Annotated in this window: 13 protein-coding genes and 1 pseudogene; 9 read left to right on the plus strand and 5 right to left on the minus strand. The window is 64.5% G+C overall.

What is annotated here, in order from left to right:
• Positions 1 to 43: 43 nt before the first annotated feature.
• The 3 genes from AC066Y_RS14900 to AC066Y_RS14910 all read left to right on the plus strand — a co-directional run bounded on the left by AC066Y_RS14900 (position 44) and on the right by AC066Y_RS14910 (position 3,824).
• Entirely contained in the window at positions 44 to 1,390 is a 1,347-nt protein-coding gene (locus AC066Y_RS14900) for an MFS transporter (RefSeq protein ID WP_478274516.1), read from the plus strand.
• Between the two features lie 3 nt (positions 1,391 to 1,393).
• Positions 1,394 to 2,254, plus strand: coding sequence for a sugar phosphate isomerase/epimerase family protein (locus tag AC066Y_RS14905; protein ID WP_478274517.1), 861 nt, complete (start codon positions 1,394 to 1,396; stop codon positions 2,252 to 2,254).
• A 178-nt stretch (positions 2,255 to 2,432) separates the two neighbouring features.
• Positions 2,433 to 3,824 (plus strand): hypothetical protein, encoded by a 1,392-nt coding sequence (locus AC066Y_RS14910; RefSeq protein ID WP_478274518.1) that lies wholly within the window; start codon positions 2,433 to 2,435, stop codon positions 3,822 to 3,824.
• Between the two features lie 115 nt (positions 3,825 to 3,939).
• On the opposite strand, the gene AC066Y_RS14915 is transcribed toward AC066Y_RS14910, so the two are convergent.
• Positions 3,940 to 4,725 (minus strand): division plane positioning ATPase MipZ, encoded by a 786-nt coding sequence (locus AC066Y_RS14915; RefSeq protein ID WP_478274519.1) that lies wholly within the window; start codon positions 4,723 to 4,725, stop codon positions 3,940 to 3,942.
• Positions 4,726 to 5,000: 275 nt separating this feature from the next.
• A complete protein-coding gene (locus AC066Y_RS14920) occupies positions 5,001 to 5,789 on the minus strand; it encodes a crotonase/enoyl-CoA hydratase family protein (RefSeq protein WP_478274520.1) in 789 nt (262 codons plus the stop codon).
• Positions 5,790 to 5,893: 104 nt separating this feature from the next.
• Here AC066Y_RS14920 and AC066Y_RS14925 point away from each other — a divergent pair, with 104 nt between their 5' ends.
• The 4 genes from AC066Y_RS14925 to AC066Y_RS14940 all read left to right on the plus strand — a co-directional run bounded on the left by AC066Y_RS14925 (position 5,894) and on the right by AC066Y_RS14940 (position 9,555).
• Positions 5,894 to 6,463, plus strand: coding sequence for a TetR/AcrR family transcriptional regulator (locus AC066Y_RS14925; protein WP_478274521.1), 570 nt, complete (start codon positions 5,894 to 5,896; stop codon positions 6,461 to 6,463).
• Positions 6,464 to 6,500: 37 nt separating this feature from the next.
• Positions 6,501 to 7,259: an SDR family NAD(P)-dependent oxidoreductase gene (locus tag AC066Y_RS14930; RefSeq protein ID WP_478274522.1), complete on the plus strand. Its 759-nt coding sequence runs from the start codon at positions 6,501 to 6,503 to the stop codon at positions 7,257 to 7,259.
• A 112-nt stretch (positions 7,260 to 7,371) separates the two neighbouring features.
• Positions 7,372 to 8,295, plus strand: a complete 924-nt coding sequence (locus tag AC066Y_RS14935) for a glutathione S-transferase family protein (RefSeq protein ID WP_478274523.1) — start codon at positions 7,372 to 7,374, stop codon at positions 8,293 to 8,295.
• A 225-nt stretch (positions 8,296 to 8,520) separates the two neighbouring features.
• Entirely contained in the window at positions 8,521 to 9,555 is a 1,035-nt protein-coding gene (locus AC066Y_RS14940) for an LLM class flavin-dependent oxidoreductase (RefSeq protein ID WP_478274524.1), read from the plus strand.
• Between the two features lie 83 nt (positions 9,556 to 9,638).
• On the opposite strand, the gene AC066Y_RS14945 is transcribed toward AC066Y_RS14940, so the two are convergent.
• Positions 9,639 to 11,087 carry a porin gene (locus tag AC066Y_RS14945; protein ID WP_478274525.1) on the minus strand — a complete coding sequence of 483 codons (1,449 nt, stop codon included), beginning with the start codon at positions 11,085 to 11,087 and terminating at the stop codon, positions 9,639 to 9,641.
• A 298-nt stretch (positions 11,088 to 11,385) separates the two neighbouring features.
• Entirely contained in the window at positions 11,386 to 14,490 is a 3,105-nt protein-coding gene (locus tag AC066Y_RS14950; protein ID WP_478274705.1) for a DEAD/DEAH box helicase, read from the minus strand.
• Positions 14,491 to 15,104: 614 nt separating this feature from the next.
• Between AC066Y_RS14950 and AC066Y_RS14955 the strand changes: the two genes are divergently transcribed.
• Positions 15,105 to 15,272, plus strand: coding sequence for a hypothetical protein (locus AC066Y_RS14955; protein WP_478274526.1), 168 nt, complete (start codon positions 15,105 to 15,107; stop codon positions 15,270 to 15,272).
• A gap of 81 nt (positions 15,273 to 15,353) precedes the next feature.
• Here the strand turns inward: AC066Y_RS14955 and AC066Y_RS14960 are convergent, their stop codons facing one another.
• Positions 15,354 to 15,701: a hypothetical protein gene (locus tag AC066Y_RS14960; RefSeq protein ID WP_478274717.1), complete on the minus strand. Its 348-nt coding sequence runs from the start codon at positions 15,699 to 15,701 to the stop codon at positions 15,354 to 15,356.
• On the opposite strand from AC066Y_RS14960, the pseudogene AC066Y_RS14965 reads away from it, so the two are divergent.
• Positions 15,670 to 15,876 (plus strand): annotated as a pseudogene (locus AC066Y_RS14965) (protocatechuate 3,4-dioxygenase subunit alpha); the annotation flags it as partial. The gene AC066Y_RS14960 and the pseudogene AC066Y_RS14965 overlap by 32 nt on opposite strands.
• Positions 15,877 to 15,882: the final 6 nt, after the last annotated feature.

Raw genomic sequence — 15,882 nt, forward strand, 5'->3', positions numbered from 1 at the left:
CATGCTCGACCAAAACGACCATAAAAAAACAACGGGGAAACGAATGACCGAGATGGCAAGAGATGGCGCTCGCACATCGCGCCTGCGTGTGATCCTGGCCGCAAGCATCGGCTCCGCGCTCGAATGGTACGACTTCTTCCTCTACGGCACCGCGGCCGCGCTGGTGTTCGGCGAGCTGTTCTTTCCGAAGAGCGATCCGGTGGTCGGCACGCTGCTGTCGTTCCTGACCTTCGGCGTCGGCTTCGTGGTGCGGCCGTTCGGCGGCCTCCTGTTCGGCATCCTCGGCGATCGCTATGGCCGCAAGCCGGTGCTGGTCGCAACCCTGTTGATGATCGGCATCGGCACCACCGCAATCGGCTTCCTGCCGACTTATTCGCAGATCGGCGTCTGGGCGCCGATTCTTCTGGTCGCGATGCGCGTCATCCAGGGCCTCGGCGCCGGCGCCGAATATGGCGGCGCGGTGATCTACCTCGTGGAGAACGCGCCGCCGAAGCATCGCGGCTTCTGGGGCGGTTTCGCGCCGCTCGGCGTCTCCGTCGGCAACCTGCTCGCCGCCGCCGCCTTCGCGCTGGTGACGATGCTGCCGCGCGAGGCCCTGATGAGCTGGGGCTGGCGGCTACCCTTCCTGGCGAGCTTCCTGCTGATCGTCGTCGGCATCTTCGTCCGCATGCGCATCACCGAGACGCCGGTCTACACCCAGGCGGTGGTCGCGCGCGGCAAGGTCGAGAGCAATCCGGCGATGGAGGCGTTGCGCCGGCACCCGCGCAACTTCTTCGTCGTGCTCGGCGCCCGGATGGCCGAGAACGGGCTCGGCTATTTCTTCCCGGTGTTCGGCCTGAGCTACGTCATCACCACGCTGGGCGTGCCGAAAGCGGAGGCGCTCAGTGCGCTGATGCTGGCATTCACGGTCGAGCTGTTTGCGATCCTCGGCTTTGCGGTCCTGTCGGACCGAATCGGACGGCGGCCGGTCTACATGTTCGGCGCGCTGGCCGGCGTCGCGCTTTCCTTCCCGTTCTTCTGGATGGTCGGCACCAGGGAGTGGATCATGATCGCGCTCGCGTTCATCCTGGCGCGCGCCGTGGTGACGGCGGCGATGTTCGGACCGCAGGCGGCGTATTTCGCCGAACTGTTCCCGCCGCAGCGCCGCTTCGCCGGCTTCGCTTTCGCCCGCGAGCTCGGCTCGCTGCTGTCAGGCGGCCCGGCGCCGTTCGTCGCGACCGCGCTGGTGGCGGCCTACGGCACCTGGTGGCCGGTCGCCTGCTACGCGATGTTCCTGTCGGCCTGCACGGTGGTTGCGATCTGGATCGGGCCGGAGACCTATCAGGAGAACATCGCCGAGGACACGAGCGAGCACGCCGAGCTGCCCGCGGCGATCCCGGCGCGGGCCTGATTGATGGCGCAGCAGCTGCGCGTCCTGCAGTCGCTTTGGGCGATGGAGCGGCGGCTGGCGGCCGAGCCCGAATGGCCGCTGCAAACCCAGCTCGCGATGATCCGCGATGCCGGGTTTGACGGCGCCGGCGTGCGCTTCATCGATCCTGCCTTTGCGCGCGAGGTGACGAACTTCCTTCGCGCCCATGGCATGATCTGGCAGGCGCAATGCTACCCGAAGAATGTCGATGACCTGAAGCCGGTGCTCGAGCTGGTAGCTGAGCTCGGCGCCGATCACGTCAACCTGCAGCCGGACATCCGGCCGCGCCGGCTGTCCGATTGCATTCCCCTGCTCGAAGGCTGGCGGCGACTGGCCGCGGAGGCCGGCGTTGCCGTGCATGTCGAGACCCATCGCGACCGCATGACGACCGACCTGTTCTTCACGCTCGATCTGCTCGACCGCTTTCCCGATCTGCGGCTGACCGCCGATCTCTCCCACTATCTGGTCGGCCGCGAATTCGCCTGGCCGGTCGACGACGTCAATCATGCGATGATCCACCGTATCCTCGACAATGCCTGGGGCATTCACGGCCGCATCGCGAGCCGCGAGCAGGTGCAGATCTCGCTCGGCTTTCCGCAGCACCAGGGCTGGGTGTCGCTGTTCATGGACTGGTGGGACTACGGCATCCGCTCCTGGCGCAAGCGCGCCCGGTCCGATGCGACCCTGACCTTCCTGTGCGAGCTCGGCCCACCGCCCTATGCCATCACCGGGCCCGACGGCAGGGAATTGTCCGACCGCTGGCAGGACGCGCTGGTCATGAAGGACATGATCCGCGCGCTATGGGACCGCATCGCGAACGAGCCGCACGGCACACCATCGAGTTGATCCAGAGAAGCTGCAGCGGCATGCTATGGCGAAGCGCCATTGAGAACGCCGCGAAGCCCCTATGCGTGACCATCGGCCCATTCGTCTTCGACGCCTCGCATGCGTCGTTGTGCTGGCCATTGCGGCTTTTGCTCAGGCGAAGGCCGCCGCGGCAGAGCTGACGCTTGACGTCGCCGCCATGCCGCGTGTTGCGACCATCGACTCGCGCTTCCAGTCCTACAACATCGAGATGGTCGAGGTGACCGGCGGGCGGTTCTGGAAGCCCTATGCAGCCGCCGCTCGGCCGGGGGCAAAGCCGGAACGGTTCGCAGCGCGCTCGCCGATCGATCTGCACGACGACAGGCTACGCAAGCTCGCCACGGCACTCGCTCCCGCCTACCTTCGTGTGAGCGGAACCTGGGCCAACAGCACGTTCTTTGCGGATTCCGACGCGCCACCGGCTGCACCGCCGGCCGGCTTCAAGGGAGTCCTGACACGGCAACAATGGCGCGACATGATCGACTTCTCGCACGCAGTCGACGCGCCCATCGTCACGTCCTTTGCGATCAGCACGGGCGCGCGCGACGCAGCCGGGCAATGGACCTCCGAACAGGCCCGGCAGCTTCTCGCTTTCACGCGATCGACCGGTGGCCGGATCGCCGCGGCCGAGTTCATGAACGAGCCCGATCTGCCGGCCATCGGCGGCGCCCCAGAGCATTACGACGCCGCAGCTTACGGCCGCGATTTTGCAACGTTCCGCGCATTCATGAAGGACACCGCACCCGACGTGACGATCCTCGGCCCAGGCACGATCGGCACCGGCGCGGATACGCGAGCCCTCCTTGCGGCTTCAGCGGCGGGCATCGACGCGGTCTCCTACCATCATTATGGCGCGCTCTCGGCGCGATGCTCCGGCGATCGCACGGCGAGGCAGGCGTTATCAGACCAATGGCTGGCACGAACCGGCAAGACATTCGCCTTCTACCGGACGCTGCGCGACCGGCTCGCACCAGGCAAGCCGATCTGGCTGACCGAGACCGCGGAGACCGCGTGCGGCGGCAATCGCTGGGCCTCGACCTTCACCGATACGTTCCGCTATCTCGACCAGCTCGGGCGGCTCGCCAAGGCGGGCGTTCAGGTGGTGATGCACAACACGCTTGCGGCGAGCGACTACGGGCTGCTTGACGAGCAAACCCATCTGCCGCGGCCGAACTACTGGGCCGCGCTGCTATGGCGACGGCTCATGGGAACCACCGTGCTCGATGCCGGCGTCGGCGAGCAACCCGGTCTCCACGTTTATGCACATTGCGCGCGCGACCTGCCTGACGGAATAGCCCTGCTCGTCATCAACAATGATCGGCGGACGCGGCGCAAGCTGACGCTGCCGGCGGCTTCGCAACGCTACACATTGGCGAGCGAAAGGCCTGTCGACGGCAATGTTCAGCTCAATGGCAGCACGCTTGTGCTCGGGCCTTCCGACCAGATGCCCGCCCTGAATGGCGAGCCGGCCCCGGCAGGAGCGATCGTCTTCGCTCCCGCAACGATCACGTTCCTGACCGTTGCCAATGCGGGCAACACCAACTGCCGCTAAAGCGCGATGAGATCAGATTGAATCGTCATCGCGCATGAGCTCTTTGTTTGAGCATGATATTTTCGGAAAACCGCTTCGCGCTTTCCCGCATCATGCTTTAGCGATCCGACCTCGCCTACGCCGCGTCGCGGCTGACGTCGGAAGATTCCGCCGGGCGCGCCACCAGATGACCCAGCATGATGGCGGTCATCAGCCGCTCCATCTCAAGCCATGCAGTGACATGCGACATGGTCGGCCGGCCGCCGAGCGCGAGCTGATTGACGTCGTCGACCGCCGTCAATCCGCGCGGATAGAACTCGCGGAAGATCACGCGCTCGGCCAGGCCGTCGACCAGACGGAAATTCAGCGTCTTCGATAGTTCGTTGAGGGCTTCGCCGACCAGCCGCTTGTTGCGGGAACCGATCGTCGAGAGGCGGTTGCGCAGCACCACCCACTCGAATGCCGGCTGATCGTGCGCGCTGCGCTGGCGCCGCGCTTCCTCCACCATCTTCGAATAATGGCTGATGCCGGTCACCTTGAAGTCGTTCGGATCGACGGTGCCGAGCACGTCGAAGTCGAGGAAGCTGTCGTTCAGCGGCGTAATCAGCGTGTTCGCCAGCGAATGCGTGAACGTCGTCAGATAGGTGTCGTGGCCGGGGCAGTCGATGACGACGAAATCGTGCGACCGGCCGAGCCGCTCGACGATCTCGGCAAGCGCGCTACGGCCGAGCGTCTCGACCTCGCTGCTTCCGCCGCTGACCGTCTCGAAGCACATATGCGCGGGGATACCGAGATCCAGCGAGGTCTCCCGCGCCCAATCCCGCCGGTTATCGACGTAGTGCGTCAGCGACTTCTGCTTATTGTCGAGATCGATGGTGGCGACACGCTGACCCGCCTTGATCAGCGCGATAGCGACGTGCATGGCAATTGTCGACTTGCCCGAGCCGCCCTTGTTATTTCCGACAATTATTACTCGTGCGTTTGTCATGGGAATCCATACCGGACGCTTGAGTGAAAGCAGGACGAAATAGCATTTAATGAATGGATTCGAATCTCCCTGATTCGACGAATCTCGACAAGAGTCGTCGTACGATCGTTGTGATCGAAATTGATGCGGCTGCGACAACATTGTCACAACCGCAATCCGAGCACGTATAGAGAACGCAGCGAGCGCCGCTGAGACTTGCGCCCCGGGGACTAGCGTCCTTGGAACACCGCGGCGCGGCGCTCGACGAACGACTTGATGCCCTCGGCCGCATCTGATGTGTCGAGGACGCGTTCGCGGATCTGCGGGATGATCGCAATTGCCGCCTGCTCGCCGGCTTCAATGAACTTGCGGCCCGCCTCTTTCGTCACCTGGATTCCAAGCGGCGCATTGCGCGCGATGATCTCCGCAAGCGCCATCGCGCGCTCGATCTGCTGACCGGCCGGCACGACTTCCTGCACGAGGCCGATCCGATGCGCTTCCGCGGCACTGAACTCGTCGCACAGCAAGAGGTGATACATCGCATCACCCCACCCGGCGCGGCTGATGTAGCGGAAATGCGCGCCGGCCAGCGGCGCGATGCCGCGCTTGGCTTCCATCTGACAGAACCGGCTGTCGTCCGCGGCAACGACGATATCGCCGGCCAGCATCATCTCGATGCCGACGGTGAACACGATGCCCTGCACCGCCGTGATGATCGGCTTCCGGCACCGCTTCGACAGTCCAAAGGGATCGACGTTGCCCTCCGGCAGCGGCTTGCGGCTCGCCGTCGGGCCGAAGAATTTCGGCATGTCGAGACCCGCGGTGAAACTGCCGCCGGCGGCACACAGCACGCCGACCCAGAGGCCGTCGTCATTGTCGAGCAGCGTCAGCGCGTCGGACAGCTCAGCCATCATCTCCGGGCTGAAGGCGTTCTTCTTCGCCGGATTGTCGATGACGATCTTCAGGATGTGATCATGCCGCTCGTGGCGGACCCGCCCTTCACTCGCGCTGCCCGACATCTGTTCCTCCCTGCTTCGTGACTGATAATTTTCTGGATGATAGTTGTCATCCAGATGTATGATGGTCATAATCCAGATGGAGAGTCAAACAGGGGCTATGCGAAATGGGCCATTCCCAGGCCGACAAGGCCAGGAGCCGTGAGCGCATCCTGAACGAGGCCGCGACGCAGATCCGCGACAAGGGGCTCGACGCGCTCAGCATCGGAAGCCTGATGCAGCGGGTGAAGCTGACCCATGGCGGCTTCTATGGCCACTTCGCCTCGCGTTCCGAGCTGATCGCCGCGGCGCTGGAACAGGCGCTGACCTTGGGTGAGGCGTCGGCGCGCGCATCGCGCGATCCCGACAAGCCGGTCAGCGTCAACTCGCTGGTGCGAAGCTATCTCAGCCGCAGCCATCGCGACCAGCCGAAGTCGGGCTGCGCGATCGGCGCGCTGATCTCCGATGTCGGCCGCGCCGACGCGCAATGCCGTGCGGTGATGGAGCCGCACATCGAATCCTTCATCGCCAAGGTCGCCGAGACGTTCGGCGACGCTGACGACAGCGGCGCAATCGTCGCGGTGAGCGCGATGGTCGGCGCACTCGCGATCTCGCGCGTCATCACCGATCCGAAGCGGTCCGATGCCATTCTGCGGACGGTGCGCGATGCCATCGTCGCGATGGCGTCCGACGAATGATTTCGCCCGCGCCGCGGGCAGCTTGATGGAGTGAGCCATGAACGACCGATCCGGCCTCGAGTCGACCGCCGTGCAGGGAAGCGTGCTGATTGCCGGCGTCGGCGCATCCAATGGCCTCGGCGCCGCGATCGCGCGCCGCTTTGCCGCCGGCGGCTATCCCGTCGCGATCGCCGGGCGCAACGCCGAGAAGCTCGCCGCGACCGCAGCCGAACTCGCAGCGACCGGCGCCAAAGTCACCCATGTCGTCGGCGATGCCTCAAGTGCCGCGGATGTCGCCCGCTTCGTCGAGGCTGCCGGGAAGCTCGCGCCGCTGGCGATGGCCGTGCACAATGCAGGTTCCAACCGGCCGGCGCCGTTTCTGAAGGTCACCGAGCAGCGTTTCGAGGAGCACTGGCGGGAACACGCGCTCGGCGGATTCCAGCTCGCGCAGGCCGCGATCCCTGCCCTGCTCGCGCGCGGCGGCGGTACGCTGGTGTTCACCGGCGCCAGCGGCTCGCTGCGCGGCAAGGCCAACTACGCGCCATTCGCCTCCGCGAAGGCCGCGCTGCGCGCGCTGGCGCAGAGCGTGGCGCGGGAATTCGGGCCGCAGGGCATCCATGTCGGCCATGTCGTGGTCGACGGCGGCATCGAGGGCGATCGCCTGCTGAGCCTGCGTCCGCAATTGAAGGACGACCGCGGACCGGACGGGCTGCTCAACATCGCAGCCATCGCGGATGCCTATTGGGTGCTGCATCACCAGCATCGCAGCGCATGGACGCTGGAGCTCGACCTGCGGCCATGGGCGGAGTCGTTCTGACGGCCCGGCGCCGTCGTCGTTCTCCAGAGGAAATGGGTTGCGATCCGCCGAAATCTTGTCAGGCTGTGCGACAAGGTCCGAGGAGATCGCAGCCCTATCCCGGGAGAAGGCCATGTCGCAGCCCACGCCGATCCTGCATCATTTCGATCAATCGCCGTTCTCCGAGAAAATCCGCATCATCTTCGGATTCAAGAAGCTTGCCTGGAACTCGGTACGGATTTCCCGGATCATGCCGAGGCCGGATCTGATGCCGATGACCGGCGGCTATCGCCGTACGCCGACGATGCAGATCGGCGCGGACATCTATTGCGACACCCAGATCATCATCCGCGAGCTGGAGCGGCGCTATCCGACGCCGACGCTGTTTCCCGCGGGCAATGCCGGGATGCCCTGGGCGCTCGGCATGTGGACCGACCGGCCGTTCTTCCAGAACACGGTCACCCTCGCGTTCGGCTTCATCGGCGACAAGGTCCCGCAGGATTTCATCGAGGATCGCGAGAAGCTGCGCGGCGCCAAGTTCGACGTCACCGCCATGGCCGCGGCGCTGCCGCAGATGCACGACCAGTTCCGCGCCAATGTCGACTGGATCGAGGCGCAACTCGGTGACGGCCGATCCTGGCTGTTCGGCGAGTTCAGCCTCGCCGACGTCAGTGCCTACATGAACGTGTGGTATGCCCGGCAAAGTGTCGCGACGATGGACGAGATCATGAAGCCCTTCCCGCGCCTTGCGGCCTGGGAGGAGCGCGTGCGCGCCATCGGCCACGGTACGCGTACCGAAATGTCGTCAGCCGACGCGCTCGAGATCGCGGCGAAGGCGCGGCCGGAGTCGCCTGTTTTCGACGACCCCTTGGATCCGAACGGTCGCAAGCCCGGCGACATCGTCAGCGTGATGCCGGACGACTACGGCAAGATCCCGGTCCGCGGCGAGATCGTCTCGCTGTCCGCACAGCACATCGCGATCCGCCGCTCCGACGAACGCACAGGCGAGGTCGTGGTGCATTTCCCGCGGGCCGGCTTCCTGGTCATTCCGGGCTGATCGCCCCGGCCTCGACCGCAGGCCGGATACAAGCGACCTGGAAACGCTGCGTTTCGCAGCGTGACCTTGCCGCCCGGCGAACAGGCAATACCTCCACTGGATCTCCAACCGAAGGCTCCACAGCGCAGGCTTGCGGACATTCTCCGCAGCAATACGACCTCTCGGCCTGCGTGCGATGGGTGGCCCGTGGCGGATGATCCGCCACGCCGACAACTGGACTGATTGATGACGACCTCTCTCGAATTCGGGCTCGACACATTCGGCGACGTCACCAAGGACGCCGCCGGCGCGCCGCTGCCCCACGCCCAGGTGATCCGCAACGTCGTCGACGAGGCGGTGCTGGCCGATCAGCTCGGGATCGATTTCATCGGGCTCGGCGAGCACCACAGGGCCGACTTCGCGATCTCCTCCCCCGAGACCGTGCTGGCGGCCATCGCCGCGCGCACCCAAAACATCCGCCTCGGCTCGGCGGTGACCGTGCTGAGCTCGGATGATCCGATCCGCGTCTTCCAGCGCTTCGCAACCGTCGACGCGGTCTCGAACGGCCGCGCCGAGGTGATCCTCGGCCGCGGCTCGTTCACCGAATCGTTCCCGCTGTTCGGCTTCGACCTGCGGCAATACAACGAGTTGTTCGAGGAAAAGCTCGACCTGTTCGCCGCGCTGCTGAAGCAGGAGCCGGTGACCTGGCAGGGCAAGCTGCGGCCGCCGCTCAAGGGCCAGTCGGTCTATCCGCCGGTCGAGCACGGCCGGCTGAAGACCTGGATCGGCGTCGGCGGCAGCCCGGAATCGGTGGTGCGCGCGGCGCATTACGATCTGCCGCTGATGCTCGCCATCATCGGCGGCGATCCCAAGCGCTTTGCGCCCTATGTCGACCTGCACCAGCGGGCCTACCAGCAGTTCGGCCGGACGCCGAAGCCGATCGGCGTGCATTCGCCGGGCTACGTTGCCGAGACCGACGCGCAAGCTCGGGAAGAGCTGTGGCCGGACTACAAGGTCATGCGTGACCGGATCGGCAAGGAGCGCGGCTGGCCGCCAATGAGCCGCGACGAGTTCGTGGCAGAGGCCGAACACGGCTCGCTGTATGTCGGCGCGCCGGAAACCGTCGCCCGCAAGATCGCGGCGACCGTGAAGGCGCTCGGCGCTGCGCGCTTCCAGCTGAAATATTCGGCGGGCCCGCTGCCGCGTGAGAAGCTGATGAAGAGCATCGAGCTCTATGGCCGCAAGGTGGTGCCGATGGTGCGCGACATGCTCGCCGCCTGATCGGCGAGAGCAGCCCACCAAAGCAAAACCCCCGGCGTTTTGGCGCCGGGGGCTCTGTTAGATCACAGTCAGATCAACCGGGATCACCAGTTGCGCTGAGCGCGGAGCATGAGGAGCAGAGTGTTCTGGTCCTTCAGCTCGTACACGGCGCCCGGCTTGGCGATACCGGCGCTGCCCGGAAACGTGATCGTGCCGGCATACTTCTGATCCAGGTGGGTGTAGAGCAAGTCCGCCGAGAAGGTCAGGTTCTTGACCGGAGTCCACTGGGTCTGGGTACCGAATTGCGCGATGTTGTAGTCGGGATTGCACGAGGCCAAACCCGCGGTACCGAAGGTGGCGCCGAACGAACCACCCACACCGTTGCCGGCCGGGCCGCAGATGTAGCCCTTGGATGTGCTGTTATACATGATCCCAGCGTAGGCACCGTAGATGCTGGTGTTCCAGTAGGGGTTCCAGTTGTGGACGTAGGCACCACGGAAGCCCCAGGTCGAGACCAGCTGCTGCGAGCCACCATTGATGAACACCGAATCGGGCGCGATGCCGAAGCCGATGCTCTGGTAGGCGCCAGCAAGGCCGGTGCCGCTGAAGATGGTGTTCGCACCTGCCGAACCGGCGAGGTCCTGGATGTTGTAGCGCGTCGCACCGTTGGTGTAGACGCCCTGCAAGTTGATGGTGTCGCCCGGTCCGGTCGGGATGTTCTTGATCGACAAGGCCAACTGACCTGCCCAGCCCCACTTGTCGTCCGGATGACCGGTCAACTCGGTGCCGCCGTAGTAGGCCGCGTGGTTGTCATGCGCAGCGAACGATGCCTGGAACAGACCCCAAGCCTGGTCGACGCGCAGCATCGCGACGAGGTCCGGAGAAATCGTACCGGCGTAGTCGGAGGTGCCGTACGGACCGAGCGCGCCAGGAACCGCACCGAGGTTGTTGACGCCAGCCTGGTAGTAGGCCGTCTGATCCTGAGCCGACAGAGACAGCGACACGCCGTTGCCGAACTGAGCGGTGTAGGTGAACTGGTTCACACCAGTAACCGTGCCGCCACCGCCGACGAGACCGTCGTAGTTGTTGCCCGGATAGTTGGCCCACGGAGCCGAGAACTGCGAGACCGCCTTACCCATGGTGAAGCCGGCGAACTGGATGAAGGCGTAGTAGACGCCGACCGTACCGGCGGCAACCGCGCCGGAGTTGGCGTTGTTCGGAGCCTGAACCGCGCCGATCGGCGAGTAAACGGTCGTGCCGTTGCCCTGCCCACCGTAGCTATCCGACGTCCAGGAGAACGTCGCATCGAAGAAGGTGCGGACCACGCCGTATTCGGTCGCGGTGCGCGTATCGATGTTCAGGTCTTCACGAGACCGCCAAGTGTAGCCGTTGGTGAAACGGTTGTTCGCCGCGCCAGCGCCCGAGGTGTTGCCGGTGTTGTCCGAGTTGGTGTTCGCGAGAACATCCACACGGAGGTAGCCGCCCAGCTTGATACAGGTGTCGGTGCCCGGGATGTAGTAGAAGCCGGGACCATACAGGGAGCAAACCTTCACGTACTCGACCGCTTTGGCCTTGACGGGAAGATCGGCCGCCTGAGCTCCGCCGACCGCGACGACCGGCGCTACATGTCACCGCGATGTCAGTGTGCGGGATCAGTCGATTTGTTCTCCGCAGATGCTGCGCAGTGAAATGTCTCCACTGCGCGCGTGATGTACTCGCATGGGGCGATACGCTCCGATGCAGTCACAAGACTCGCATCTGACGAGAGTCAGGCGGCGCCGTGAAGCGCGGCGCGATCGGTCGCATCGGGGAATGCCGACGACGAAGGCTTGGCCAGGAGTAACGTCGTACTCACTCGTCCAAGATGTCGAGCAGATCATCGATCCGCTCGAACGGCGGTTCGTTTGTCTTGCCTGAATAAAAGACGCGATCGCCGTCGCGTTGTAGCGATCGTGCTCTGGATTTGGGCAGCCTCCCCGGGAGGAATGTCGCTGCGACGGCCTCCGGCCCGACGTCGAGCCTCACGATACCTCGCCGCTTGCAGTCGATCCTGAGCCTTGCCGCGGTGAAGAAATCCCGGCCGGCCGACGGCAGCTTGCCGAAGCGGCGAGAGGTCTCTTCCTCCAGATCTTCCAGATCGTCTTCGCTCCGGCACCTCGCGACGCGGCCATAGATTTCAAGGCGCATGGATTCCGATTGCACATAACTCCTTGGCAGCAGATCCGCGAAGGGAAGGTTGAGATCGGGCACCCAAAGATCCGCGGCCCGGTCGTTGGTCTTCTCCGAGGCCTGTTTCAGAAGATGGCTATAGAGCACCGGTCCGAAAACCTGCACGTGGCCGGATTGCCGCTCGGAAAGCAGATCTCCGGCACCTCTGAGGTCCAGATCGCGCTCGCTGATCGCAAAGCCGGCGCCCGGTCTGCTGAACTCCTCGAGAACGGCCAAACGCTTGCCGGATTGCTCCGAGTTCGATTCCGTCAGCATGTATGCGAAGGCGCGCGTGCCGCCGCGTCCCACCCGCCCTCTGAGCTGGTGGAGCTGTGCCAGACCAAACTTTTCCGGCCAGCAGACCACGATGGTGTTCGCGCGGGGAATGTCGAGACCGCTTTCCACGATGTTGGTCGCCAGCAGCACGTCGGCCTCGCCTTCGACGAAGCTCATCATTCGATCGTCAATCTCGTCGGCCGGTAGCTTGCCATGCAGGCAAACGATGCGGAGCTCCGGGGCCACCGCCTGCACGCGCGCCAACAGCGGATCCAGATCCTGGATGCGCGGACAGATCAGGAAGCTTTGCCCGTGACGTCGCTGCTCGCGCAGCAGTGCCGCGGCAATGGCGGCGTCCGAAAGCGGCGCGATCTTGGTCACGACCGGAAGCCGATGGACCGGCGGGGATGCGATCACGCTCAGGTCCCTGAATCCGGCGAGACCTGCCGCAAGCGTGCGCGGAATCGGCGTGGCACTCATCCAAAGCGTATGGACGCTCTTCGCCAGGCCCGAAAGCTTCGCCTTCTCCGCCGCCCCGAAGTGCTGCTCTTCGTCGACAATGACCAGGCTCAGCTTGGCGAATTTCACGTCCTTCGATGCGATCGCCTGCGTGCCGACCACGATCTTCATCTTTCCGCTTCGCAGGCCTTCCTTCGTCTGCTTCATCTCCGCAGCCGACGTCGCGCGCGACAAGCTGCCGACTTCGATGCCGAGCGGGGCAAACCGTTTGCGGAACGTCGCGACGTGCTGCCTTGCCAGGACGGTCGTCGGCACGACGACAGCAACCTGCTTGCCTGACAGGGCAACGGCCGCCGCCGCGCGCAAGGCAACCTCGGTCTTGCCAAACCCGACGTCGCCGCAGACGACCCGGTCCATCGGATGACCCGACGCAAGATCATCGAGCACGTCCCGAATCGCCTTCGCCTGGTCGACTGTCGTGAAATACGGAAAGCGCGCGACGAACCGCTCGTATGCGGGACCGGGAGCGACCAGCCTGGGAGCGCGCCGGCGACGCCGCTGCGCGATGTGCTTGGCAAGCGCCTTGGCGGCAAGTTGAATTTCCTGCTCCGCCTTGGTCCGTCGCGCCCACCACGTGCTTCCGTCTGCCTTGTCCAAGGTCAGCTTGCCGCGCTCCGCCGCATACGGCCAGATCAGCGCAAGGTCAGCGGGCGGAACGAGCACGGCATCATCCCCGGCAAATCCCAGCCGGATCATCTCGCGCGATGATCCCTTCCCCATGTCGAGGGTTTGCAAGCCATCGAGCACGGCCAGCCCGCGCGGCAGATGAACGACGACCGCGCCGCGCTCCGGCACGTCGGGATGATCGAACGCCGCACCCCAGGCTCTGGCCATGGGCTGCGGATGATGAGCCCGGCTGCCGAGCACGTCGGTCGCCGTGACGACGACAAGCGGCTTGCGGCCCGAACCGATGAAGCCGGTATCGAAGTCAGCCAGCAGCGCCGCTTCGCCACCCCGCCCCTTCGCCGCCTCGCTCCAATCTCCGACGCGCTCCGCCTTGATCCCGCTCATGCGCTCGATCGCGCGCAGGTCGTCCTCCACCGCCGCAACAAAGACCAGCCGCGATCCGGCGCGCTGCATGTCGGCGACAAAGGCGCGGAGCGCCTTTCGCGACGAGGCGACCTTCGAGAAATCGGGCGTCGGGGTGAACGCCGCCTTGCGAGGCAGCGCACTCATGCGCTTGGTCAGACGCTTCCAGTCGACGGGGCCGAAGTAGTCGCGCTCCGTCTCTCTGCGGCCGGCCGCCTCCTTGATCGTGCTCAGCCAGCTATCGGCATGACCCGCAACTCCGGCGTCCGCGATCCAGTGGGCGCGCTCACAATAATCCGGCAGCGCCGCCCGCTGTGCCCGCTTGCCTCCCAACGCAATCCGTTCCGACATCGGATCGATCAGCAGTTCCTGCGTATCGAACACGACATCGTGTTCGTTGGGATCGACCCCGGCGATCCTGCGGATCACGCCACCGGAATGCTCGATCCTGTACGGCCCGAGGGCGCCGGCAGGAAACACTTCGAACGTCATTCCGTGGAACAGGACGCTTCCGGGATAATCCGCCTCTTCGTCGAGATCGTATCCCAGGGCTTCCAGACGATCCTTGAGATCCTGCTCGGAATAGCGCGCACTGACCTTCAGGCTGATGCTGAGGCGGCCCCAGCTGGCGGGCAGCGGCAACCGCTCCATGATCGCCTCTGCCGTCGACACCAGGAAGACCGGCCTCCCGCTCTTCGCAAGACGCCGCAACACCGAGCTCCGCCTGCCGGCGATCTCGTGCGACGGCTCCAGCCCGTCAAACGGCAAGGTATTCAGCCTCGGGAACACCAGCACCTCGAGCGAAGGATCGAGCGAATGCAGCACGCTGCCGAGGCGCTCCGCCCTGTTCTCGCTTTCCGCAAGGAAGACGATGCCGTCGCGCCCGGACTTCTTCCATTGCTCGAGAAGATGCAGCGCCAGCATGCCGAGTGGCGAGGAGGATGAGATCCCGGAACGCGTCAATCCCCTGCTTTTCTTCTTCGCGCCAGCAGCCGCGCGGGCCTTCTTGGTATTCGCCACGTCAAATCCATCGTTATGTCGTAAAGTCCGATCGCCTGGTGACAGGCATGTCAAGTCCATCGCGGCCCGCCAGCGCCCCCCGACGCACGCGGCCAGCGCTCTCATTACAGTCTCGCACTCGCGTTGGATAGCGGCGGGGTCGGGATCAATTGCGGCATCGGAGGATGTCTCGCTCCGCGCCGCCGGCCTCATTGTAATCCAGCCTTCACATCGAATCGCATCACCCGGGGCCTCCGAGAATTCAGCGGCCCGAAAAATCGCCACAGGCCAGCTGCGCATCGCGCCAGCTCAAATTGTCTAAGGGGTGTGAGCCACATCGGCGCCGATGCCGACGACGACGCGCAGGGCTGTTCGCCCTGCGCGGCGAACAGCTTCGATTGTCTTGAGACGTTCCTGCAAGGTCTTCTTCATCGCCGTCCCATTCACAAGACATCGAACAAGACGTTCTGGACATCACGAGGCCGTCAGGCGGTCGCGCGGCGCTGCTGTGTCACGCAACAAAAACAGGGAAGGTTATCATGAAGACGAAATCGTTCGCCGAACGCGTGCTGGGCACGACCTCGCTGGTCGTGTTGTCGGCCGCTGCCATGATCGGAGCCCAGCAACAGGTTGTCGAGCCAAGTAGCGAGGAAGCATTTGCAGATATCTCTCGACGGGCTGAAAGGGCGTCCGATTGGATCGGATGAGAGAACAGCTACCGTTTGTCGACAGCAAAGATATCCGTGCAACTGGACGGGGTGATGCCCCTCGCATTCACGGCCCATGTTCTAGGCCGCTTCAGGCAAGCGCAGGCGCATCTCGTCCGCCACCGGCAAAGGCTCGTTGGCACTATCGAGGAACTCGACCGTCGTGAACAGGAGATCGGTTGAGCCTATGTTCTCGACGGCATGCAAAAGATACTCGCCGGGCCCGAAGTGGAGATGCTTAGTCTCCCCTTTATAGTGTTCGACGTCGACGATTCGTCCATCCTCGAAGTAGTTGCGGGCCTTGCCGTCCGTATGCGCCGTCCAGAAATAATTCAAGACATGACGATGGAAATTGCATCGCTTGCCGGCGGGGATCAGAAGGTGCCAGACTCGCACGCGCGGCGTAAATATCGGATTGTCAACGCGCATGTATTTCGCCGACGAGCCGGTCGCTAACGCGGAAGATCCGGTGCTGCGCATGATCGTACCCGCGGTGCGCTGCGATACGCTGCTGGCGCGTCGCGACCAGCGCGATGGCAAGACGGTCTATTTGTTCGATATTCACCTCCAGGGCGAGCGTGAAACCGTGTTCTTTGACGCTTGAGGATCG

The sequence above is a fragment of the Bradyrhizobium sp. USDA3010 genome, from assembly GCF_056429065.1.